This window comes from Romboutsia lituseburensis DSM 797 (assembly GCF_900103615.1).
GTDB lineage: Bacteria > Bacillota > Clostridia > Peptostreptococcales > Peptostreptococcaceae > Romboutsia_F > Romboutsia_F lituseburensis.
The window spans coordinates 238,021-262,426 of the sequence record NZ_FNGW01000005.1 but is presented as its reverse complement, the minus strand read 5'-3'; the positions used below and the strand labels follow the sequence as shown (position 1 = coordinate 262,426).

The following is a 24,406-nucleotide window of genomic DNA, read 5'->3' as shown; positions in this document are numbered from 1 at the left end:
AAATAATTTAGGGGAAGGTACAATAATGTCAACCAAAAAAAGAGTTAATAACAAAACAAAAGTCAAAAACACATCACAGAGGAAAATTACTAAGAAGAGAAAAAAAAGAATTAATAAAAAAAAGTTGATACTATTATTTAGTATGATAGGTATATTTATGTTTGGGATGGTTAAAGCGACTACAGGTATATCTACTGTAGCAAAAAATATAGAAGCAAAAAAGCAAGCTGAGATAGAAAAACAGAAATCATTAGAAGCCCAAAAACAATTTAACATAGAAGAAGAGCAAACCGATGGACTTCAAAAAAAATATACTGTAGTTGTTGATCCTGGTCATGGAGGTAAAGATCCTGGAAATAAAGGATATAGCACTAGAAATAATAAGTCAGAGAAAAAAGTATATGAAAAAGATTTGGCTCTTGAAATCAGTAAAAAAGTTGCAGGCATATTATCAAGGCAAAATGATGTACAAGTTGTACTTACTAGGACAGAAGATAAATTTGTAGAAGCATCAGAAAGAGTAAAAACGGCAGAAACTCAAAATGCAGATGTATTAGTTTCTATACATATGAATGCAGAAGCTGGAGGAGATAGTGCGTATGGAATTGAAACTTACTATAGAGCTAATGCTCCTTCTAATGATAAGTCTTCGCATTTAGCTGAAACTATACAACATACGATTGGATCATATATAAAAATGAGAGATAGAGGCACTAAAGAAGATATATTCCAAGTTTTAAGGGATACAACTATGCCAGCAGCATTAGTTGAATGTGGATTTATAAGTAATTATAAAGAAGAGCAAAAACTTTTAGATGAAAAATACCAAAATCAATTATCTGAAGGCATAGCCCAAGGAGTATTAACTTTTTTAGATGAACATAGTAAATAAAAATAATGCATAGCATAAAAACATGCTATGCATTATTTTTATATTTTATAATATATAAATAATAAAAAAATATAAAAATAATTATAATGAGGAACCGGTTGCAAATTTTATCAAAATCATTGATTTAGCTTATTTAGTAAATTATAATACATTATATATCTAAAATATCCAGTAAATAACAAATAAACAAAAAATTTATAGGGGAATTATTATGGAAAAATTTAATAATATGTTGAAAAAAAACACCGTATATATTGTAACCTTTTTAGTTATAGTATTATTAGTAAATGTATTTTTTTTAATACATACTAGGGCGATTATGAAAAATACAGAATATCAAAACTCTATTGATATAGAATCGATAAATATCCAGTTAAATAAAAATGTAGGGAATTCATCAAAAGAAAATAAAAGATATATTGGAGTAATTAAGGGACAAAATGAAACTAAAGGTGCAAACAACCTAAGATTTATATTTTTAGAGGAAAAAGATATAAAAAGAATAGTAAGTTGTATCATAGTAATTCTTATATCATGTATAGTATTAATATATTTAATTATAAAAGAAACAAAAAAATATAATTCTAAGCAAATTAAATCAGCAATATCTAAAGATGCTTTAACTGAACTTATAAATTATGATAAATTTGTTTTGGAAGCAAAATGTTATTTACAAAATCGAAAATCAAGTAATTGTATAATGGTAAGTTTTGATATAGATAAATTTAAATTAATAAATGATGTGTATGGATATAAAACAGGAGATGAAATTCTAAAGTGTATTTCTAAAAATTTAAAATTATACTTTGGAGATAGGATAGTTTATGGTAGGTTAACAGGTGATGTTTTTGGAATTATAATGGAACTATATAATAAAGAAAAAAAAATTCCCTATATAGCCCAAACTATAACTAATAAAATAGGAAACATATCAAGTTCAGATATAGATATAAATATAGATTTATCTATAGGAATTTATGATATACAGGAAGAATCTAATATAAAAAAAATAATAGATAACGCAGATATGGCTAGATTAAAGTCAAAGGAATATAGGTACCAAAATTATGCTATATTTGACGAAAAGTTAAGTCAAGAAAAGAAAAGACTTATGCAGTTAGAGCAAGATCTGTTTTCTTCTATAAAAAACAATGAGTTAATATTACACTATCAACCTAAATTTAATATTAATAATGAAAAAATAGTGGGATCAGAAGCTTTAATAAGATGGCAACATCCAACTATAGGAATGATAAGTCCTATGGCATTTATACCTATAGCTGAAAAAACAAGGTTTATAAATAATATAGGAAAGTGGGTCTTTGAAGAAGTTTGTTCTAAAATAAAAGAATGGACAGAAGAAGGTATAAACGTAGTTCCTGTTGCAATCAATTTATCAAGAGTTGAATTATACCAGCCAGATTTAATAGAAAATCTAAAAGTTATACTTACTAAGTATAGAGTAGACCCAAAGTTAATAGAAGTAGAAATAACTGAAACAACCGCATTAAATGATATTGATTTTATAAACAAAAAATTAACTGATATAAAATCATTAGGCATAAAGGTAGCCATGGATGATTTTGGAACTGGAAATTCAAATTTGAGCAATTTAAAGGATATACCTATAGATGTATTAAAATTAGATAGATCTTTATTATTAGATATAGAAAATAATGAGAGAACAGAGGTTATGGTAAAGTCAATTTTAAGCTTATCAAAAAATTTAAGTTTAAGTACAGTATGTGAAGGTGTAGAAAATAGAAATCAAGTAGAGGTATTAAAGTCTACTGGATGTGAAGTTGTTCAAGGATATGCATTTTCAAAGCCAATAGAAATATATGAATATAAAAAACTTTTAAAATAACTAAAGATATCAAATATATAATAGGATGGAAACATCCTATTTTTTTATGCATAGATATACACTAAAGTGTATTTTTATTATGGGGGTAAGATAATGGAAAACTCTAATTTTAATATAGTTTCTTTTGATGGAGGAGGCCTAAGAGGAGCTTTAAGCATCTGCATATTTGAGAACATACAAAAAAAAATGCCAGATATAATAAGAAATACTAATATGATAGGAGGAACATCAACGGGGAGTTTAATAGCATTAGGTCTAGCGTATGGATTAAGTTGTAGTGAAGTAAGTCAGTTGTATTCTCAAGAAAATGTAGATTATATATTTGATAAATCATATTCTGAAATGTTAAGACCTAAGTATAACAATGCAAATTTAAAAGAGCTTTTACTAAGTGTTTTTCCTGAAAAATTAAAGTTAAAAGATTTAGGGAAATTAGTAGTTATACCAAGTTTTTACATTGGAAGTGAAACTAGTGAATGGAAACCTATCTTTTATAATAATATACCTAACTCTCCCACAGAGAATGCAAGAGTTATAGATGTAGCAATGTCAAGTAGCGCTGCACCTGTATTTTTTCCAACATATCAAAATCATATAGATGGAGGAATAATAGCTACAGATCCAGGATTGGCATGTGTGATTCATTCAATGTCTAAAGAGATAGGAAAATATAAGGAGGATATAAGATTACTATCCTTAGGAACAGGATATAATTTTAATAGTATAAAACAGGACACAACATCTTGGGGAGCGTTAGACTGGATTATAAGTAAAAACCCAGATTTTCCAATTATATCGATGACATTAGATGGAAATGCCCAAATGAGCCAAATATTTTCTAAGATGTTGTTAGAGGACAATTATGAGAGAATCAACCCTAGAATAGATAAAGATATCGGAATGGATGATTGTGAGTCTTTACAATATTTAACAGATTTAGGTAATAATTATGATATAACAAAGCACTTCAAATGGATACAAGAAAATTGGAACAAATAATTGTGCTATAATTTATATAATAGATTTACAATAGAGAAGATTTAAATAAAGTTATAAATAAACAAATGATAAGTTGCTTTATTTGGAGGGGAATATGGGGCTAGAGATAGAGATTGTAAGAAAGGATAATTTTAAATTATCGAAAAATTACGAAAATAATTTGAGTATTGAAGTTAGACAGGGAAATGGAATATATTATACACCTAAGTTTATTGTAAAATATATTATAGAAAATACGTTGAAACATCATGATATACTAAAAAATCCATCTCCTAAAGTACTTGATATATCGTGTGGATGTGGAAATTTTCTGTTGGAAGTGTATGACACTTTATATGAGCTTATTGAAACAAATTTATTTGAGTTGAGTAAGTTATATGGATATGATTATTGGAATATTGATAATATTCATAGCCATATAATAACAAATTGTATTTATGGAGCTGATATAGATTCAAATGCTATTGAAATATTAAAATTAAGTTTAAAAGATAAGCAGTGTAATTCTAATATAGAAAAATTTAATTTATATTGTTGTGATAGCTTATGTTATGAATGGAATGAAAAATTTGATTATATAATAGGAAATCCACCATATGTAGGTCATAAAAAACTTAATAATGATTATAAGAAAGAAATAATGAAAATTTATAAAGAAGTTTATAAAGATAAATCAGATCTTTATTACTGCTTTTATAAAAAAATAATAGACTTATTAGATAAAAATGGAGTTGGAAGTATAATAACACCTAGATATTTCTTAGAAAGTCCTTCGGGTAAATATTTAAGATATTATATAAGTAAAAATATAAATATAAAGGAAATAGTAGATTTTTTAGGATGCTCTATATTTAGAAATATAGGAATTTGTAGTTGCATATTAACATTTAAAAAAGAAACTATAGATGAAAACATAGACTTTTTTAAAATTAAAGATGAAACTTTCCAACTAAACAACAATATAGACTTAAATGAATTAGTTAGAGGGGAATTGTTTGAAAAAATTAATATAAAACAAGGATATTTAAATGAAGAATGGTTAATAGTTAATGAAGATGATAAGCTATTCTTAGAGAATATACATAAAAAGTGTAATTATACATTAGATGAAATAGCTATTAGTTTTCAAGGTATTATATCAGGGTGTGACAAAGCCTTTATAATTGATAGTCAAAGTGAATTAGTAGATAAGGTAGATAAAAGCATCTTAAAATCCTGGATAAAAAATAAGGATATATCAAAATACATAGTCAAACATAGTAAAAAGAAATTAATATATTCTAATGATATAAAATATGAAGAAGAATATCCTTTTGAAATTGAGGAGATAATTGGTAAATATAAAGAAAAATTATTAAATAGGAGAGAGTGTAAAAAAAATATTAGGAAATGGTATGAACTTCAATGGGGAAGGGAAAAATTTTTATTTGAACAAGTAAAAATAATGTATCCTTATAAATGCAAAGAAAACAGATTTGCAATAGACTATAATTTTAATTATTGTAGTGCAGATGTATATTCTTTTTATATTAAGGATGAGTATAAAAATGAGTTTTCTTATGAGTATTTAGTAGGAATACTTAATTCTTCTATATATGAAAAATATTTTAAAATAACTGGAAAAAAAATAAGTAAAAATATATATGATTATTATCCTAATAAAGTAATGAAAATAAAAATATTTAAAGATGAAAATTATGAAAAAATAGAAGATTTATCTATAAAAATTATAAAAGTCTTAAAACAAAGTGAAAATAATAGTGAATTAATAAATAAATTTCAAAGTGAAATTGATAAATTAGTAAAACTGTCATTGTCTATTTAATCACTAATACTGTTTAATACTCATATAATTAAATTAATTAAAGAAGTATTATAGGGGGGATTAAATATGATAAATATGAACGTTTCAAATACTGAAAAGGCTATTTATATTGATGTAAGTGGATATATAAGTAGTAAAGATGCTCAAAAATTTTTAAGTGAATATAAACAGAGCATAAAAGGTATGAGATTAAATCAATATAACTTGATAGTAAGACCTTCAATTTTCGAATGTGAAAATATGGAAGACTTAAGAAGTGTATGTATGACATTTTTTAAAAATGGATATAAAAGAATGTACTTAATTGATCCAGAAAATTATATAATGGGAAGCATGAATTTAGGAAAAATAGAGCAAAAATTATTTAATAAAGCAGTTAAAGTAGTGCCATCAATAAACCAAATTAAATAATTAATTTGCAAAACTAATATAAAAAAAATGAAAGGTATATACTTTTTTAGTTACTTTATGATAAAATATACTTAAATTTAATTATACAATTTTGGTGGAAAATATCAAAATATTAAATTAAATTTGAATAAAACTTATATTTCGACTTGAAAAATCATAAAAGTTGTAATATATTTTAATTAAAGGAATTTCTATCCTAAAAAGTATTATAAAATATTATGCATTATTCTTAAGGTGTTTTAAAATGATTTATAAATTTTATCCTTTAGGAAATCGAATGTCTAGTATTGAAAACGTATATATCTTTCTAAATAAAAACAGGTGATATGTATGAAAGGTTTAGTATTAGAAGGTGGAGGAACAAAAGGTGCTTATCAAATAGGTGCTTATAAAGCCTTAAGAGACCTAGGTATAGAGTTTCAAGGAGTAGCTGGAACTTCAATAGGAGCATTAAATGGTGCTTATATATTACAAAATGATATAGAAGTTATGGAAGATATTTGGTTAACTTATGATTATACTCATTTTATGAATATTGATGAAGAAAGTTACGAAAAATACAAAAACATAGACTTCACAGCTAAAAATTTCAATGCAGTAATTGGGTTGATAAATAAAGCTAGAAAAAATGAAGGAATAGATATAACTCCTTTAAGACAATTATTAGAAAAGACTTTAAATGAAGAATCCATAAGAAGCTCTAATAAAGATTTTGGGTTGGTAACTGTTCATTGGGATAAAAAAATTAATCCTCATCCTTTATATTTAGAGGATATACCAAAAGGAAGATTAACTGATTATCTTATAGCAAGTTCAAGTTTGCCTATATTTAAGTTAGATAGAATGGATGATAAACTTTATTTAGATGGTATGTTTTTTGATAATATGCCAATAAGTCTACTTGAAAATAAAGGTTATAACGATATTGTAGTTATAAGGCTTATAGATGACTTTTTGGGAAAAATAAGTTTAAATAAACATCAAGATATTAATGTAAAAACTATAATTCCATCGGAATATTTAGGAGGATCTTTAAATAAAGATAAAGATAGCGTAGAAAAAAATATAAAATTAGGTTATTTCGATGCTATGAAAGCATATAATAGATATGAAGGAACTAAATATTACTTTAATGTGGATTATAAGTTTGATGATGAATACTGCTTTGAAAAATTCAGGAGATTAGATAAACAAACCATCGAGGACGTTTCTAATTTATTAGGTATAAAAAAAGATGCATCCTTAAGAACTTTAATGGAAGTAGTAATTCCTAAAGTGGGAGAGGTTTTAAATCTAGATAAGGATTTTTCATATAAGGATTTATTTTACTGCATATATGAGAAAAAACTTGAAGAAAATAATATAAATAGAATACAATTATATGATTTTAATAAAGTCATAGACGCAGTAAATAAAAATATCAATACGAGTAAAATTTTAACGTTGAACAATGAAATTAGACCAATTATATCGTTGCAAAAGAACAAAATGTCAAAACTTTTGACAAATTACTTCTTGAAAGATTTCAAAAATCAAGGTTAGCTTAATTATTCCTAGAGTGGGACAAAAAATGCACCATTGGACAAAAATGGAACAACTAACCATACAAGGAATTTTAAGGATATAGATTAAAAGCTAATAAAGTAAATAAATACTTTAAGAATAAATTTATTGGAGGTTTCACAAATGGAAAAATTAGTAGTTATAAAGAATGCAAGTGGATTACATGCTAGACCAGCAGGAATGTTCGTAAAGAAAGCTGCTGAGTTCAAATCTGTAGTAGAAGTTAAGGCTAAAGGAAAAACTGTAAATGCTAAATCAATAATGGGAATAATGAGTTTAGGTTTAGCTCAAGGTGATGAATTAACAGTTGTTGCTAACGGAGAAGATCAAGAATCTGCAGTAGCTGCATTAGTTGAATTAGTTGAAGGTGGATTTGGAGAATAATCCATAATTATATAAATAAACCTCGGTTTATCCCGAGGTTTTGTTTGGTATAGACTTAATAATAAATTAACAAAAACAAATCGACAATTTAGTAAAGAAACATTGAATATATATTTGAATCTAAAAAAAGTTAAACATTAGGAGGGAGTACCTATGTACAAAGGAACAGGAGCATCTCCGGGAATAGCTCTAGGAAAAGCATTAGTAGTTGAGCATAACGAATTAATTATAGAAAGAAAAAATATCGAAAATGTTGAAGAAGAAGTAACTCTATTACAAAAGGCTGTTGAGGTTTCAAGAGAAGAATTAACTAGAGTTAAGGAAAAAGCTTGCCAAGAATTAGGGGAACATGAAGCTGAGATATTCGAAGCTCATTTATTAGTTTTAGCAGACCCAGAACTAATAGATTCTGCAATAGCTAAAATAAGAGATGAAAAAATAAATGCAGCTTTTGCATTAAATGAAATAAAAGAAATGTTTGTAACTATGTTTGAATCAATGGACAATGAGTACATGAGAGAAAGAGCTGCAGATATAAAAGACGTTACAAACAGAGTACTTAGACATATATTAGGTGTAAAAGTAGTTGATTTAGCAGGGCTTGATGAGGAAGTAGTGTTAATAGCACATGATTTAACTCCTTCTGATACTGCAACAATGAATAAGAAAATGGTATTAGGATTCTTAACTGATATAGGAGGAAGAACTTCTCATACAGCTATAATGGCTAGAACATTAGAAATAGCTGCAGTAGTTGGTCTTACTGATATAACTTCTAAGGTTAAAGATGGAGACTTCATAGTATTTAATGGTGATACTGGTGAAGTAATAGTAAATCCAGATGAAGAAACTAAAGTAAAATACCAAGAGCTTAAAACTAAGTTTGAAGAAGAAAGAAAAGCTTTAGAATTATTAAAAGGAAAAGCTTCTATAACTTTAGATGGTAGACATGTTGAGCTTGCAGGTAATATAGGAAGTCCTAATGATGTAGAAGGATTAATAAAGAATGACGCAGAAGGTGTTGGTCTTTATAGAACAGAATTCTTATATATGGATAAAGAAGATGACTTCCCAAGTGAAGAAGAACAATATGAAGCTTATAAAGCTGTACTTGAAGGAATGAATGGAAAACCTATAGTTATAAGAACATTAGATATAGGGGGAGATAAAGAACTTCCATATTTCCAAATGGATCATGAAATGAATCCATTCTTAGGATATAGAGCTATAAGACTTTGCTTAGATAGAACAGATATATTCAAAACTCAATTAAGAGCTTTATATAGAGCAAGTGTACATGGGAAATTAAGAATAATGTTCCCTATGATATCATCTTTAGAAGAATTATTAGCTGCTAAAGAAGTTATAAAAGAAGTTTTAGCTGAAATGGATGCTGAAGGTATACCATATGCTAATGATGTAGAAGTTGGTATGATGATAGAAATACCATCATCAGCTATAATAACTGATATATTAGCTAAGCATGTTGACTTCTTCTCAATAGGAACAAATGATTTAATTCAATATACTTGTGCAGTTGATAGAATGAACCAAAAAATAAGTCATCTTTATAACCAATTTAACCCAGCAGTACTTAGACTTATAAAAATGACTATAGATAATGCTCATAAAGAAGGTAAATGGGTAGGAATGTGTGGAGAATCAGCAGGAGATAAGAGAATGATACCTATACTATTAGGATTTGGTCTTGATGAATTCTCTATGAGTCCGATATCTATACTTCCAGCTAGAAAATTTATAACTTCTGTAAATCATGAGGATATGAAAAAGTTCGCAGATGAAGTATTAACTATGGGAACTGCTGAAGAAATAAAAAATCATGTAGACAAAACTTTCAATATGTAATATAGATAGACTACCTTACTCTAAGAGGTAGTCTTTTTTACGTATAATTAAACCATACCTAAATTATAATTGTAGATAAACAATTCAATTTATTCATATTAATAAACATAAATGTATATTTTCTAAAATTTTTTCTAAAAATATAAATAAAATTAAAAAAAATAACAAAATAAATTTATAAAAAAGTAAGAAAAGTATTGTATTATCATTTTGATAATGATAATATATTATTATCAAAATGATAATTAATAGGAGGGAATATCATGGATAGTACATTTTTATCACAATTTATAATGATAACGGATATAAAAACCGTAATATTTTTAGCTACATTAGTAGGAGTATTCTTTTTAATAAATAAATTAAAAGGAAAATTTAAATTTACCCAATTAATGATAGTTTCAATCTTTTTAGGTATAGGACTTGGTTTTTTAATTCAAGTAGTAGCCCAGTTTCCTACAGATCCATCTAAACTTACTTGGATTAATGAAGTAAGTAAATGGTATGGACTAATTGGTTATGGATTTATGGATCTATTAAAAATGTTAATAGTACCATTAGTACTAGTATCAATTATAAAAGTTATAATGAATATGAATCAAGGTGAAAATTTAGGTAAATTAACATCTAAAACAGTAGTAGCTTTATTAGGCACAACAGCAGTTGCAACAATAATAGGAATAATAATAGGAAATTTATTTAAATTAGGTGTTGGAGATAAGGTAGTTAAAACTACTGAACAAATGAGAGAGATAACTTCTGTAGTAGATACACTACGTGGTCTTTTGCCTTCAAATCCAGTTCAATCAATGGCAGATGCTAATGTAGTAGCTATAGTTATATTTGCAACTTTTATAGGATTAGCAATACAAAGGCTTAGAAAAAAACATCTAGAAACTATAATGCCTTTTATAAATTTAGTAGAAGCTTTTTATAAAATAATAGTTAGTGTTTCTATAACTATTATAAAACTTATGCCTTATGCAGTAGTACCTTTAATGGCAAATACAATAGCTGAAAATGGATTAAATGCAATTGTAGGTGTAGCTAAATTTATATTAGCGTTATACGTTAGTGTATTTATAATGTTTTTAATTCACTTATTAATAGTATCTTTAAATGGAATAAATCCAATAACGTATTTAAAGAAAGTATCTAAACCTTTAATGTTAGCTTTTACATCTCGTTCGAGCTTAGGAACTCTTCCGGTTACTATAGAGGCTTTAAATGATGAGCTTAAAATAGAATTAGGAACAGCTAGTTTCGTAGCAAGTTTAGGTGCTAATATGGGGATGAATGGATGTGCAGGAATATATCCAGCATTAATGGCAGTAACTATAGCTAATATGGCTGGAATTGATATGAATTTTAGCTTCTATGTTATGTTAGTTGTAGTTGTAACAATAGGATCTTTAGGAATAGCAGGTCTTCCAGGAACAGCTACAATGGCTGTGTCTGTAGTTATATCTGGTATGGGAATGGGTGCATATTTCCCATTAGCAGGTGGAATTTTAGCTATAGATCCAATATTAGATATGGGACGTACAATGTTAAATGTTAATGGAGCTATGACATCGGCTGTTGTAGTTTCAAATTCATTAGGAAAAATAGACAAAAAAGGTTTAAATGAAAAAAGTGCATAAATTTACAGTAGAAAAATTAAATAGATTTAGATAAAAGAGAATAAGTAATTAAATAGTGTAAAAACTAATATAAACATAAATAGACATTTTAGGAGGCTGAAATTTTATGGTACAAATATTAATGGGTACAGGATTACTTTTAGTTGTTCTGGCTCTGTTTACACTATTTAGTTACAAAGCTCCTCATGGTATGAAAGCTATGGGAGCATTAGCAAGTGCAGCATGCGCAAGTTTCTTAGTTGAAGCTTTTCACTTTTCTTTCTTTGGAGAAGTGCTAGGAATTAAATTTTTAGAAAGTGTAGGAGCTGCGAATGGTTCATTAGGAGGAGTAGCTGCAGGTATATTAGTACCACTAGCTTTAGGTGTATCACCTGTTTATGCAGTTCTAGTTGGACTTTCTGTATCAGGATTTGGAATACTTCCAGGATTTATAGCAGGTTATATAACTTCATTCTTAGTTAAATTATTTGAAGAGAAAGTTCCAGCAGGTCTTGATTTAATCGTAATAATAATAGTTGGAGCTCCTGTAGCTAGAGCAATAGCAATGGGAATGGATCCTATAGTAAATAATACTTTACTTCAAATAGGGCAAGTTTTAATACAGGCAGCGGATGCTAGTCCAATAGTTATGGGTATAATACTTGGAGGACTTATAACAGTTGTAGCTACAGCGCCACTTAGTTCAATGGCACTTACATCTATAATAGGATTAACAGGTTTACCAATGGCAATAGGTGCATTATCTGTGTTTGGTTCTTCATTTATGAACTATGTATTTTTCTCAAAAATGAAGTTTGGTTCAAAAAAAGATACTATATCTGTTGCAATAGAGCCGTTAACACAATCAGATATTATATCAGCAAACCCAATACCTGTGTATGTTACAAACTTTATAGGTGGGGCAATGTCAGGTATTATAGTATCTCTGATGAGATTAGTTAATAATACACCAGGTACTGCGACACCAATAGCAGGTCTTGCAATAATGTTTGCATATAACCCTGCAGGTAAGGTTGCAATAGCAGCTATTGGATGTATGGTAGTCAGTATAATAGCTGGATTTATAGGGTATGCAATATTTAAAAACTATAAAATTGTAACTGCTGATCAAATAAGAGGTAATTCTACAATAAACGATGATGATGAAAGCAATATTGTATAATTAAAAAAATATAAAAAATAAAATTAAGAATGTTACGAATTATAAAATATAACATATAAATAATTATTAAGATAATAAAAAACTTAATATTTGAAAAAAATTAAAAATTTTTAGAAAATATAGTTAAATAAGATTTTTATTTAAAAATAATAAAATAATAATGGTTTTAGTTAATTTAAATTAACTTAAATCATTAAAAGAATAACTAAAAAAAATATGTTTTTTTTGAAAATGTCAAAAATAATTTGACATATAAAATCAAGTAGATTATTATTATATAAAATCACAAAGAAGTTTTAAAGACTGTGAAAGGAAGAGTAAATATAGTAATGTAGTCCCAGCGAGTTGGTGGTAGTGAGAGTCCAATACGAAGTCTATATTGAAGAACATCCTGGAGTTACTAACCGAAATTTATTAAAGTAGGCTTAGTCGGAACCAAACCGTTATCAAATTGGAATGCACTGAGAGTAAATCTCGCTGCGTTATAAGTGGAGCTTATTTTTTAAGCTAACCAGGGTGGCACCGCGGAAGTTAAACCTTTCGTCCCTATATTTTTATATAGAGACGAAAGGTTTTTTTATATTTAAAAAAGACTAAGGCCAAGTCTAAATTTAGTAAATGTATGACGTCATACTCAAATTATAAAAAATAAGGAGAGTATAAAATATGTGCTTAATAATACCAGAACAATATAAAACAAGTTTAGGAGTTATACAAACTCAAGAAGCGATAAAGGATTTAAAAGATTTCTTTGAAAATAAATTAGGTGAATCATTAAGATTAACAAGAGTATCGTCACCATTATTTGTATTACCGGAAACAGGAACTAATGATGATTTAAATGGAATAGAAAAAGCTGTTAGCTTTGAGGTTCCTGATATGGGTAAGAAAGCTGAAATAGTACAATCTTTAGCTAAATGGAAAAGAATGGCTCTTAAAAAATATGGATTCCCAGTTGGCAAAGGGATATACACTGATATGAATGCTATAAGAAAAGATGAAGAGTTAGACAATATACATTCTATATATGTAGACCAATGGGATTGGGAGCTTATAATAAATAAAGAAGAAAGAAACATGCAAACATTAAAAGAAGTTGTAGAAAAAATTTATGATGTATTTAAAGCAACAGAAAATCATGTATGCAGTATATATCCAGAAATAAAGAAAGTATTACCTGAAAAAATAGCTTTTGTAACATCACAAGAATTACTAGATATGTATCCAGGATTAACTCCAAAAGAAAGAGAAAATAAGGTAGTAAAAGAAAAAGGTGCAGTATTTTTAATGCAAATAGGAAAGGTATTAACTACTGGAGAGAAACATGATGGAAGAAGTCCTGATTATGATGATTGGGAATTAAATGGAGATATACTTTTCTACAACCCTGTTTTAGATAATGCTCTAGAGTTATCTTCTATGGGAATAAGAGTAGATGAAAAAAGTTTAGATAAGCAATTAAAAATGTCGGGATGTAATGAAAGAAGAGAGTTGGATTATCACAAGGCCTTATTAGAAGGAAAGCTTCCTTATACTATAGGTGGAGGTATTGGGCAATCAAGAATATGCATGTACTTCTTAAATAAAGCTCATATTGGTGAAGTTCAAGTTGGAATCTGGCCTAATGAGATGGTTAAAGAATGTAAAGAAGCTGGAATTCATTTATTATAATATATTTATTGAAAGCTTCATATAGGTTATAATAAGTATTAAATTAAACTTTTATGAGGTGGTATATGAATAAAATTATAAAAGTAATAGATATATTATTAGACCAATTAAAAAAAGTTTTAGTGAGATTTAGAAAATCTAAATTTGGATTACTTTTTATCGTAAATGTATTTAAAATTCCTGACTTTATAACTGATAGAAGAGTTAGTATAATATCCAAATTTAAAGTTATATTTGCTTTTGGTGTAGCTCTTTTATATATGATATCAGGAATAGATTTGATACCTGAAATTATAACAGGAGTATTTGGATTAGTAGATGATATATTTGTATTTATATGGTGCTTAGGAATAATAAATGAAGAAGTTGAGAAATATAAAAAAATAATAAAAGAAGAAAATAACCCTAATATCATAAAGGGTGTTAAATTTAGTGTAAAAGATGAAAAAGAGCAGTAATAAAATAAAACTGCTCTTTTTTTATTAAAAAAACAAAAAATATAATAAAATTCGACAAAAAAATCATAAAAAAGAAAATTCTGAATATTAAAATTAGATTAAAAATGTGTTAAAAAAAAATAACTAAAATGACAAAAAATTAACCTTAAAGGAGGAAAATGGAAGGAAAACGTTGACGAATGGCGGAAAATGCTTTAATATAGACTATGAAAGACAAATAACAACATAAGGGGGAAGTTTCATGAAGAAAATAGGATTAGTTCCTAAGTTAATTATGGGTATCATAGTCGGTATTTTAATCGGTAGTTATGCACCAGAAGCTATAACAAAAATTCTGGTAACTGCAAGTACTTTATTCTCAGCCTTCTTAAAATTCGTTATACCATTTATAATAATAGGATTTGTTACAGCTGGTATAGCTGATTTAGCTACAGGGGCTGGTAAGTTATTAGGGATAACAACAGGAATTGCTTATGGTTCAACAATTATAGCAGGAACTATGGCATTTTTAGTAGCATCAATAATATTCCCATCTTTTATAGATGCAGGGGTTGCAGCACAAATAGGGGATCCTGAAGCAGGAATGTTATCACCATACTTTACAATACCACTAGAACCAATGGTAGATGTAACAGCAGCAATAGTGTTTGCATTTACAATGGGTCTAGGAATATCTGCTCTTAGAAATAATGGAAAAGGGCAAACTTTACATAATATATTCCAGGAATTCCAAGAAATAGTTACAAAAGTATTATCAACAGTAATTATACCTTTATTACCATTATATATAGCAGGTACATTTGCAAATATCACAGCAGCAGGACAAGTTTGGAATATATTAGGTGTATTCTGGAAAGTATTCTTCGTAGTAATACCATTACATTTAATCTATCTTGTAATACAATTTACAGCAGCAGGTGCTTATACAGGAAAGAATCCTTTCAAAATGTTAAAGAATCAAGTACCTGGTTATTTAACAGCTGTAGGTACTCAATCTTCAGCAGCTACTATACCAGTTAACGTTGAATGTGCTAAAAACAATGGTGTAAGTAAAGAAATAAGAGAATTCTGTGTACCTTTATGTGCAACAATTCACTTATCAGGAAGTATAATTTCAGTTACATCATTTGCTGTAGCAGTACTTATGATGAATAATATGGATCATAGTTTTGGAACAATGTTCCCATTCATATTAATGTTAGGAATAGCAATGGTTGCAGCACCAGGAGCTCCAGGAGGGGCAATAATGAGTGCACTACCATTCTTACCAATGATAGGTATACCTTCAGATGGTGGTTTAGCAAGTTTAATGATAGCATTATACTTAACTCAAGATAGTTTTGGGACTGCCGCTAACGTATCAGGAGATAATGCCATAGCAGCAGTTGTAGATCACATAAACAATAAGATGAATAAGAAATCTTCGAAAGCGGCTTAATCAGTCGAGTCATATTGAAATTCAAAAGACTAATCTCAATTTAGAGATTAGTCTTTTTTTTGTAGAAACTAAAGAAATATTGCTTTATTACGTATATATATAAGTGCATAGTATTCTTAAAATTTAATTTGAAAATATAATTTAAAATATGATCTAGCTATAATATAGAAGTTATTTATGCAAAGTTTATGTGTAACGATGCATTTATATTATAAATTAATAGGAGGAGATATATGAAAAACTTAAAAATTGGAAGGAAGCTAAGGTTATCTTTTATATTAGTATTATTAGTTTCAATATTTACTATTTCTTATACCGTATTAAAGCTGATACATTTAGGAACTCTAACTGATGAAATATTTAGTGGGCCTTATGAAGTAACAAGTGAAGCTATGGGAGTACGTAGAGAAGTAAACTCAATTGGTAGGTGTCTTGTAAGTGAGGTACTTTCAGAAGGTAGTATAGAATATAAAGATGAAGTTTTAAAAAATTTAGATAGTGCATACGAAAGACTTGATATAGTTCGTAAAAATTATGTAGGAGATAAAAGTCATGTAGATGCAATGGAAAATGCAGTAAATAAATTAAAGGAGCAGGCTAATATAACTTACTCATTTTTAGAGAGTGGAAACTTAGAAGGAGCTAAATCTAACCTAAACTCACCATCTTATAAGGCTATTTTTGATGAAAGTTCAAAAGCATCGATAGCTCTTTATGATAACTCTAGAATGGATGGAGAAAATTTTCATAAAGATATAAAGAATACTGTAAAAAATGTCGTTCTTATAGCAATAATTTTAGGAATAGCAACAATAGCAATTGGTTTATTTATAGCAGTATATATAACAAATCTTTTAAAAAATCCAATTGAGGAGATAGAAGTAGCTGCTAATAAGATGGCAGAGGGAGATTTTGATATAGAAGTCAATTATGAATCAGCAGATGAATTAGGTATTTTATCAGATAGTATTCGTCAAATGAGTGATAGAATTAATTTAGTTATAAAAGATTCAGTTCGTGTTTTAGATGAGGTTTCAGCGGGTAATTTTAATGTTGAAACAGAAGTAGAGTATGTCGGTGTTTTCGAAAATATTAGAAATTCTATAAACAAGATAACCTCTGATCTAAGTGAGACTATGTCTCAAATAAATTCAGCATCAGAAGAAGTTGAAGCTGCTTCTGAACAAGTAGCAAGTGGATCACAAATGTTATCGCAAGGGGCTACAGAGCAAGCTAGTTCTATAGAAGAGCTATCTGCAACAATAGCTGATATATCGGAAAAAATAAAAACTACAGCAAGCAATGCTAAAGAAGCTAATGAGTTAACTTTAAGTTCTGGTCAAGAAGTTGAAGATGGAAATAATCAAATGAAACAGATGATTAGCGCTATGAATGAAATTGCATTTACGTCTAACGAAATAGGTAGAATAATAAAAACTATAGATGATATCGCATTCCAAACAAATATATTAGCATTAAATGCTGCGGTAGAAGCAGCAAGAGCTGGGTCTGCTGGTAAGGGATTTGCAGTTGTTGCTGATGAAGTAAGAAATTTAGCTGCTAAGTCGGCTGAAGCTGCTAAAAATACAGCGCTACTTATTGAAAATTCAATAACAGCTGTAGATAATGGAACTGAAATTTTAGCAAATACAGCTAAGTCATTAGAAAGAATAATTGAAAAAACAAATCAAACTATAACTTTAGTTGATAAAATAGCTACAGCCTCTGAAGAGCAAGCTAATGCAATATCTCAAGTTACATTAGGAGTAGATCAAATATCAGCTGTAGTACAAACTAATTCAGCTACATCTGAAGAAAGTGCAGCTGCTAGTGAAGAATTAAGTGGGCAAGCACAAATGTTAAAGTCCCTTATAGATAGCTTTATATTAAAGTAAATTATTTTAAAATTTATATAAGTATTAAAAAATATAGCATACATGTCCTAGAAAAAATATGTATGCTATTTATTATAATCTTTATATTTAATTTAAAATTTCGTTTAATTTATCTAAAAGAAGTAAGTTATCTTCTGGTTTTAAAATACATACTCTAAAGAAGTACTCATCTAATCCATCAAAAGAAGAACAATCTCTAATTATTATTCTATTAGGTATTAATTTTTCTCTAAGTTCATTAGCCGTTATATTTTTAGTTTTTATTTGGCATAAAATAAAATTGCCCTGACTATCATAAACATTTAAATTCTTAAATTTACTAAGTTCATTTATTAATAAATTTCTTTGATTAGTCATAACATCAATTGTATTATTTATAAAATTTAAGTCCTTAAACATTACTTCTCCCATTAAAGAAGCAAAAATATTTACATTCCATAAGTCTAAATGAGAGTTAATATTATCTCTAATTTTAGAGTTAGATATAAGACCATATCCTAGTCTTATTCCTGGTGTAGAAAAGAACTTAGAAGTTCCTCTTATTACAAATAAATTACTGAAATTATCAACTAGGTTAGTAGAAGAAAATTCTGTAGTATTAGTAAATTCTATGTATGTTTCATCAATCATTACAAATGAAGAAATTGATTTTAATAATAGTGAGATTTCATTGCAATTAAAAGCAAATCCTGTTGGATTATTTGGATTACATATAATTACCAAATCGTATTTATTGCTATTTATAGTTTCAATTAATTTACTAACTTCTATTTTGAAATTGTTTTCAGACTTCGAATAATATTTTTCTATTACACAACCAGCTTTCTTTAATTCTTTTTCATATTCAGAATAAGCAGGTGAAAGAAGTAACGCTTTCTTTGGATTTATAGTTTCTATAAATGAAGAAATTAGCTCAGTAGCACCACTCCCTAGAACTATGTTTTCTGTAGAACAATTACAGTATCCAGAAATAGAAGCCTTTAAATTTACGTAGCTAGGATCTGGATATATAGATACTTGGTTTATATTATTTATTATATTTTCTTTTGCAAGCTGAGACGCTCCAAAAGGATTTATATTAGAACTAAAATCTAAAAAATCATCTTTTGAAAAACCATATTTTTTAGATAAGTCATATAAATTAGCTCCATGATTTACACTCATAAAGTACCTCCTAATTAGTTTATACATCTTCATTATAATATAAATACAATATAATAGGGAGTTAATGATTAAACTTAGCATAATAAACTTATAAATTATCATCTAAATACAGAATCTACAAATTATAGATTTGATGATATTGCCAAACAACAAACGAAGTTGCTAGCGTAATGAAGTGTATCATTCACCTGACGGTTTAAGCAGTGAATTTTTTATAAAAATTAGGATAAAATATAGATGTATATATACGATTAAAATACATATTACGAATTATTATTAAAAATTAAATAAAAATATTCTAATATTAATAGATATATGTTATACTATGGGTATAATAATATACGTAAATTTAGGAGGAATAATATGTTCAAAGTTACAGAAGTAATGATATCTGAAGAACAATTAGCCGAGAAAGTAAGTGAATTAGCTAAGCAAATAGAGAATGACTTCAAAGGAGAAGAACTTTTAGTAGTAGGAATATTAAAAGGAGCGAGTGTGTTTGTTTCTGATTTAATAAGAAAAATAAACTTAGATGTTAATATAGATTTTATGAGTGTTTCTAGTTATGGAAGTTCAACTGAGAGTTCTGGAGTTGTAAAAATATTAAAAGACTTAGATGTTAATATAGAAGGTAAAAATGTATTAATAGTAGAAGATATAATAGATTCAGGTTTAACATTAAGTAATTTAGTTGCAGCATTAGAAACAAGAAATCCAAAATCATTAAAATTATGTACTTTATTAGATAAGCCACAAAGAAGAAAAGCTGATATACCAGTTGATTATGTAGGGTTTGTTATAGAAGATAAATTTATAGTAGGATATGGAATTGATTATGCTGAAAAATATAGAAATCTACCTTATATAGGAGTGGTTTCAGAAGTATAAATAAAAAGTCTCTAATTCATTATTTATGATTTAGAGACTTTTTATTTATACTTATTTGTAATATATTTTATTGATAGGATAATTATAGAAAAACAGTAAAATATAATAATGATTGGAAAATTATATAGTCAAGTGTATATAAATATGAAATAATTATGTATAATGACTAAAGGGATAACTAATCAGGAGGGTATTAAAATGGATATTCAATTAAGTATATTACAATTTTTTCAAGAGATAAGATCTCCTTTACTAAATTCAATATTTTTAATTTTTACAATAAGCACTGAAGTACCAGTGATTATAGGTTTTACAGCTTATATGTATTGGTGTTTAAATAAAAAATACGGACAAAAAATGTTATTTACATTAGTAGGTAATATTACCTTAAATACAGGTGTTAAAGAATTTTTTAGAGCCCCAAGGCCAATAGGGATAAAAGGTATAGATTCTATGAGAGTATCTACAGCTACAGGGTATTCCTTTCCTAGCGGTCATACTCAAACAGCCACAACATTTTGGACTAGTTTGGCTATAATATTTAAAAAATCATGGTTGACTATATTATCTATAATAGTTATTTTAGGTGTTGGTATATCTAGAATTTACCTAGCTGTTCATTGGCCTATAGATGTTCTTTTTGGATGGATACTAGGGGTAATATTTACAATATTATTATGTAAAATATTTGACTATGTTGACAGCACTAAGAAATATTGGATATTAATAATATTATTGGTTGTATTTATATTAAGTATATTTATAGTAAATAGTAATGAATACATAAAAATATTTGGGCTTTTAACAGGATATGTTTTAGGATATATAGTAGAAGATAAATTTATACAATTTAAAACAGATTATATACCTAAAGGAAAGATACAGTTTAGTAAAAATATAAAATTAAATACACATAAATCAGATAAAATAAAAAGAGATATAACAAGATTTTTAATAGGATTAATAACATTAGGATTAGTCTATTTTGGATTAAAGTACATTTTACCTAATGATGTAATATTTAATTATATAAGATATACGGTAGTAGTTTTTTATGCAATGGCAGGAGTTCCATTTATGTTCCAGCTATTAAATTTAGATTAATAAACAGAAAATAAAGAGGTGTAAGTTTGAAAAAAGTAGTTATAATAGGAGCTGGTGCAGCTGGCATGATGGCTGCATCTGTAGCAGCAGATAGAGGACTAGATGTAGTATTGGTTGAAAAGAATCATAGAGTAGGGCGAAAAATATTGATTACTGGAAAAGGTAGATGCAATATAACTAATGATTGTGAAATAGAAGAATTAATAGAAAATGTACCTAAAAATGGTAAATTTTTATATAGTGCTTTTTACACTTTTACTAATACTAATGTTATAGAAATGTTTAATAGTTTGGGTGTTAAAACGAAGACAGAAAGAGGAAAAAGAGTGTTTCCAGAAAGTGATAAAGCTCATGACATAGCAAATGCTCTAGAAAAGCAAATTAATAATAAAAAAGTTAAATTACTTTTAAATACAAAAGTAGATAAAATAGTATCTAAGGACAATAAGGTTGAAAAAGTCATACTTAATAATAAAAAGGAAATAAAGTGTGATTCTGTAATAGTAGCTACAGGAGGATTAAGCTATCCTCTTACGGGTTCAACTGGTGATGGATATAAGTTTGCTAAAACTTTAGGGCATACTGTTACAGATATAAAACCTTCTTTAATAGGAATGGAAGTACAAGAAAATTATGTATCAGATTTAGAAAAATTAGCTCTTAGAAACATATCAATTTCAGTATATAATAGCAAAAACAAAAAAGTTTATGATGATTTTGGTGAGTTAGAATTTACAAAGTATGGATTAGATGGGCCAGTTATTAAGTCAGCTAGTTGTAGAATGAAAGATACTACTAAGGAAAACTATAAAATAGTTATAGATTTAAAACCTGCATTAGATGAGGAAAAATTAGATAAAAGAATTCAAAAGGATTTCCAAAAGTATACTAATAAAAAATTTGAAAAAGCATTAGATGATTTATTACCAAAAAAAATAATACCTATAATAATAAAACTAAGTGATATAGATCCAGATACCGTAGTACATCAAATATCTAGAGAGCAAAGAAAGAATCTAGTTAAATTACTTAAAAGCTTAACTTTTACATTAAAAAGATATAGACCTATAGAAGAGGCTATTATAACTTCTGGAGGGATAAAAGTAAGTGAAATAAATGCAAGTACAATGGAATCTAAGTTAGTTGAAGGTTTATTTTTTGCAGGAGAAGTTATAGATGTGGATGCATATACAGGCGGATTTAATCTTCAGATTGCGTTTTCAACAGGATATTTAGCAGGATATTATTGTTAGTTGGTATTTAGTAAGTAAGGAAAAAGTTACCTCGGATTAAAAAATGATAAATTCATATAATACTATCAAGAAACAAAATACATTAGAAAAGAGGTAATCAACAATGTCAAACAACAATAATAATCAAAAAGCAGTACCACAAGCTAAACAAGCATTAAATCAAATGAAATTAGAAATAGCTAATGAATTAGGTATGTCTAACTACCAACAAATGGACAAAGGAAACTTAACAGCTAGAGAAAATGGATATGTTGGTGGATACATGACTAAAAAATTAGTTGAAATGGCTGAACAACAAATGGCTGGGAAACAACAATAATAAATAGATTAATTATATGTTTAAACATAACAAAAGGAGCTAACTAATAGTTAGCTCCTTTTATTGTGTTTAAGTAGATGCTAAATATTAAAATTATTAAAATTAAAATATAATTAATTGAATTAAAATATTTATCGTTGGATAAAATCTGTTTATATGGATAAAATAAATGAGAAATATATTACATAAGGAGTGGTACATATGTCTACTGTAAACTTTGAAGAAATAAAAACAAAATTTATAAATGCGGATTTAGATGAAAAAATTCACATTTATACAACTACAGAAGGATTAAGTGTAAGCGAGTTTAAAGAGCTACTAAGATATTATCCAATACAACATCTATCAAAATTAGAAAAAGCACTAGGATAATAAATATATATAAAAAGAGTATTTCTAAATATAATTTTAAGAAATACTCTTTTTTATGTTTATTAAATTTTAATTTAATTAAAATAGAGTTAAATAAGTATAACTCTTAAGTAGAATATATTTAAATAGTTTTGAAACACTTATTGCATATCAACTAATCGTAGACTTACTTACATAATTGAAAATTCTTTCATTACCTAAATCTATAAAGCCTGTTCCTACGTATTTAATAATATTATCAACATCATCAGCAGTTAGATATTCAAATGGTATTGACAAAGAATATCCAGTAGATTCTAATAGTTTTTTTAGTTGAATTTTTTGGGTAATAGTTGGCTTATCAGGTACAGTTTTGTTTTTTCTTTTTTTACTGTTTGATAAATTTTCGTTTTGTATGTGTATTAAGGTTTGTATATAGTCTATGTAAGATGTTTTAAAATCTTCTTCACATAAAGTTTGCTCATCTAAAATATCATTTATTGATCCATTTGATAATATATTATCTGCAAATTTATCAGCTGTAAGTTTTCCTGTTATAATTCCTTTTTGATATTTTCTAAGAACTTTCTTTGTATAACTATAAATTTTACTACGTGTTTCAAGATCAAGTTGTTCAATCTGCATGTAAAACACTCCTTTTGTTTATGAACTTAAAATACTTAATATTTTTATTATTGACAAGTATAAAAAATATTATAATTGTAAAAATTACAAATATATGTAAAAGGAGTGATTTTTAATGATAAATGGTATAATTAAGTTATTTTATTCAGAAATAGTAAAAACGAAGATGAAAGGAATGCCATCTAGTGATTATAGATTAAGAGATGAATGTAAGGAAATTAGAAACATAACATTAAAAATAGATAGCTTATTTTTTAAATGCATAAAATTAATGTTTTCAATTATATTGCTTATTTTAGCTTTTAATATTAACTTAGTCTTTGGCATAGGAATGTTTTTTATAGAAATAGCTTATCTGATATATAAAATAAAACTTGAAAAACAGATAAAAGAAAGTATAGAAAATGTCAAAAATAATATTGAATTACCTAAAATAAATATAGACAGCCAAAAAAGTAGAGCTGGTATAAATGTATTGATAACACTACTTTTAATAGGGCTAATAACTGGTTTTAATATAGCTATAATACTTAGTTTTATAGTAGTTTTTGTATTTACTATAAAAGATATATATAGTAATATAAAATAGACTAATAAAACTAGGGGGT

Annotated in this window: 22 protein-coding genes and 1 other annotated feature; of the genes, 20 read left to right on the top strand and 2 right to left on the bottom strand. The window is 27.1% G+C overall.

Annotation, left to right across the window (positions count from 1 at the left end; all coding sequences use genetic code 11):
* The first annotated feature begins 25 nt into the window (after nt 1–25).
* From BLP75_RS11805 to BLP75_RS11740, 14 genes are all read left to right on the top strand, one after another.
* Nucleotides 26–892: an N-acetylmuramoyl-L-alanine amidase family protein gene (locus tag BLP75_RS11805; RefSeq protein ID WP_092726317.1), complete on the top strand. Its 867-nt coding sequence runs from the start codon at nt 26–28 to the stop codon at nt 890–892.
* Between the two features lie 211 nt (nt 893–1,103).
* Nucleotides 1,104–2,759 carry a putative bifunctional diguanylate cyclase/phosphodiesterase gene (locus BLP75_RS11800; RefSeq protein WP_092726315.1) on the top strand — a complete coding sequence of 552 codons (1,656 nt, stop codon included), beginning with the start codon at nt 1,104–1,106 and terminating at the stop codon, nt 2,757–2,759.
* 93 nt (nt 2,760–2,852) lie between these two features.
* Nucleotides 2,853–3,758, top strand: coding sequence for a patatin-like phospholipase family protein (locus tag BLP75_RS11795; protein WP_092726313.1), 906 nt, complete (start codon nt 2,853–2,855; stop codon nt 3,756–3,758).
* A gap of 94 nt (nt 3,759–3,852) precedes the next feature.
* The gene (locus BLP75_RS11790) at nt 3,853–5,583 is read left to right on the top strand and encodes an Eco57I restriction-modification methylase domain-containing protein (RefSeq protein WP_242872424.1); all 1,731 of its coding nucleotides are present in this window, start codon (nt 3,853–3,855) and stop codon (nt 5,581–5,583) included.
* A 66-nt stretch (nt 5,584–5,649) separates the two neighbouring features.
* Nucleotides 5,650–5,994 carry a hypothetical protein gene (locus BLP75_RS11785; protein WP_092726312.1) on the top strand — a complete coding sequence of 115 codons (345 nt, stop codon included), beginning with the start codon at nt 5,650–5,652 and terminating at the stop codon, nt 5,992–5,994.
* Between the two features lie 330 nt (nt 5,995–6,324).
* Entirely contained in the window at nt 6,325–7,536 is a 1,212-nt protein-coding gene (locus tag BLP75_RS11780) for a patatin-like phospholipase family protein (RefSeq protein WP_092726311.1), read from the top strand.
* A 144-nt stretch (nt 7,537–7,680) separates the two neighbouring features.
* Complete coding sequence (locus BLP75_RS11775) at nt 7,681–7,941, top strand: HPr family phosphocarrier protein (RefSeq protein ID WP_092726309.1); 261 nt, start codon at nt 7,681–7,683, stop codon at nt 7,939–7,941.
* A gap of 153 nt (nt 7,942–8,094) precedes the next feature.
* Complete coding sequence (gene ptsP, locus BLP75_RS11770; protein ID WP_092726307.1) at nt 8,095–9,807, top strand: phosphoenolpyruvate--protein phosphotransferase; 1,713 nt, start codon at nt 8,095–8,097, stop codon at nt 9,805–9,807.
* A 263-nt stretch (nt 9,808–10,070) separates the two neighbouring features.
* Complete coding sequence (locus tag BLP75_RS11765; protein WP_092726305.1) at nt 10,071–11,450, top strand: cation:dicarboxylate symporter family transporter; 1,380 nt, start codon at nt 10,071–10,073, stop codon at nt 11,448–11,450.
* 106 nt (nt 11,451–11,556) lie between these two features.
* On the top strand, nt 11,557–12,612 hold the full coding sequence (locus BLP75_RS11760) for a PTS sugar transporter subunit IIC (RefSeq protein WP_092726303.1): 1,056 nt from the start codon (nt 11,557–11,559) through the stop codon (nt 12,610–12,612).
* 296 nt (nt 12,613–12,908) lie between these two features.
* Nucleotides 12,909–13,163: a binding site (T-box leader), on the top strand.
* A 115-nt stretch (nt 13,164–13,278) separates the two neighbouring features.
* On the top strand, nt 13,279–14,283 hold the full coding sequence (asnA, locus tag BLP75_RS11755) for an aspartate--ammonia ligase (RefSeq protein WP_092726301.1): 1,005 nt from the start codon (nt 13,279–13,281) through the stop codon (nt 14,281–14,283).
* A 65-nt stretch (nt 14,284–14,348) separates the two neighbouring features.
* On the top strand, nt 14,349–14,741 hold the full coding sequence (locus tag BLP75_RS11750) for a YkvA family protein (RefSeq protein ID WP_092726299.1): 393 nt from the start codon (nt 14,349–14,351) through the stop codon (nt 14,739–14,741).
* A 241-nt stretch (nt 14,742–14,982) separates the two neighbouring features.
* On the top strand, nt 14,983–16,179 hold the full coding sequence (locus BLP75_RS11745; RefSeq protein ID WP_092726297.1) for a dicarboxylate/amino acid:cation symporter: 1,197 nt from the start codon (nt 14,983–14,985) through the stop codon (nt 16,177–16,179).
* Nucleotides 16,180–16,412: 233 nt separating this feature from the next.
* Nucleotides 16,413–18,074, top strand: coding sequence for a methyl-accepting chemotaxis protein (locus BLP75_RS11740; RefSeq protein ID WP_092726296.1), 1,662 nt, complete (start codon nt 16,413–16,415; stop codon nt 18,072–18,074).
* An 87-nt stretch (nt 18,075–18,161) separates the two neighbouring features.
* Here BLP75_RS11740 and BLP75_RS11735 read toward each other — a convergent pair whose 3' ends face one another.
* Nucleotides 18,162–19,238: a pyridoxal phosphate-dependent aminotransferase gene (locus BLP75_RS11735; RefSeq protein WP_092726295.1), complete on the bottom strand. Its 1,077-nt coding sequence runs from the start codon at nt 19,236–19,238 to the stop codon at nt 18,162–18,164.
* A gap of 363 nt (nt 19,239–19,601) precedes the next feature.
* Between BLP75_RS11735 and hpt the strand changes: the two genes are divergently transcribed.
* The 5 genes from hpt to BLP75_RS11710 all read left to right on the top strand — a co-directional run bounded on the left by hpt (nt 19,602) and on the right by BLP75_RS11710 (nt 23,174).
* On the top strand, nt 19,602–20,126 hold the full coding sequence (gene hpt, locus BLP75_RS11730) for a hypoxanthine phosphoribosyltransferase (RefSeq protein ID WP_092726293.1): 525 nt from the start codon (nt 19,602–19,604) through the stop codon (nt 20,124–20,126).
* Between the two features lie 198 nt (nt 20,127–20,324).
* On the top strand, nt 20,325–21,230 hold the full coding sequence (locus BLP75_RS11725; RefSeq protein WP_092726292.1) for a phosphatase PAP2 family protein: 906 nt from the start codon (nt 20,325–20,327) through the stop codon (nt 21,228–21,230).
* A 26-nt stretch (nt 21,231–21,256) separates the two neighbouring features.
* Nucleotides 21,257–22,483 carry a BaiN/RdsA family NAD(P)/FAD-dependent oxidoreductase gene (locus BLP75_RS11720; protein ID WP_092726291.1) on the top strand — a complete coding sequence of 409 codons (1,227 nt, stop codon included), beginning with the start codon at nt 21,257–21,259 and terminating at the stop codon, nt 22,481–22,483.
* A 103-nt stretch (nt 22,484–22,586) separates the two neighbouring features.
* Nucleotides 22,587–22,802, top strand: a complete 216-nt coding sequence (locus BLP75_RS11715; RefSeq protein WP_092726289.1) for an alpha/beta-type small acid-soluble spore protein — start codon at nt 22,587–22,589, stop codon at nt 22,800–22,802.
* Nucleotides 22,803–23,003: 201 nt separating this feature from the next.
* Complete coding sequence (locus BLP75_RS11710) at nt 23,004–23,174, top strand: hypothetical protein (RefSeq protein WP_092726287.1); 171 nt, start codon at nt 23,004–23,006, stop codon at nt 23,172–23,174.
* A 150-nt stretch (nt 23,175–23,324) separates the two neighbouring features.
* On the opposite strand, the gene BLP75_RS11705 is transcribed toward BLP75_RS11710, so the two are convergent.
* Nucleotides 23,325–23,798 (bottom strand): hypothetical protein, encoded by a 474-nt coding sequence (locus BLP75_RS11705; RefSeq protein ID WP_092726285.1) that lies wholly within the window; start codon nt 23,796–23,798, stop codon nt 23,325–23,327.
* Between the two features lie 115 nt (nt 23,799–23,913).
* Here BLP75_RS11705 and BLP75_RS11700 point away from each other — a divergent pair, with 115 nt between their 5' ends.
* Nucleotides 23,914–24,387, top strand: a complete 474-nt coding sequence (locus BLP75_RS11700) for a hypothetical protein (RefSeq protein WP_092726283.1) — start codon at nt 23,914–23,916, stop codon at nt 24,385–24,387.
* The last annotated feature ends 19 nt before the right edge of the window (nt 24,388–24,406 follow it).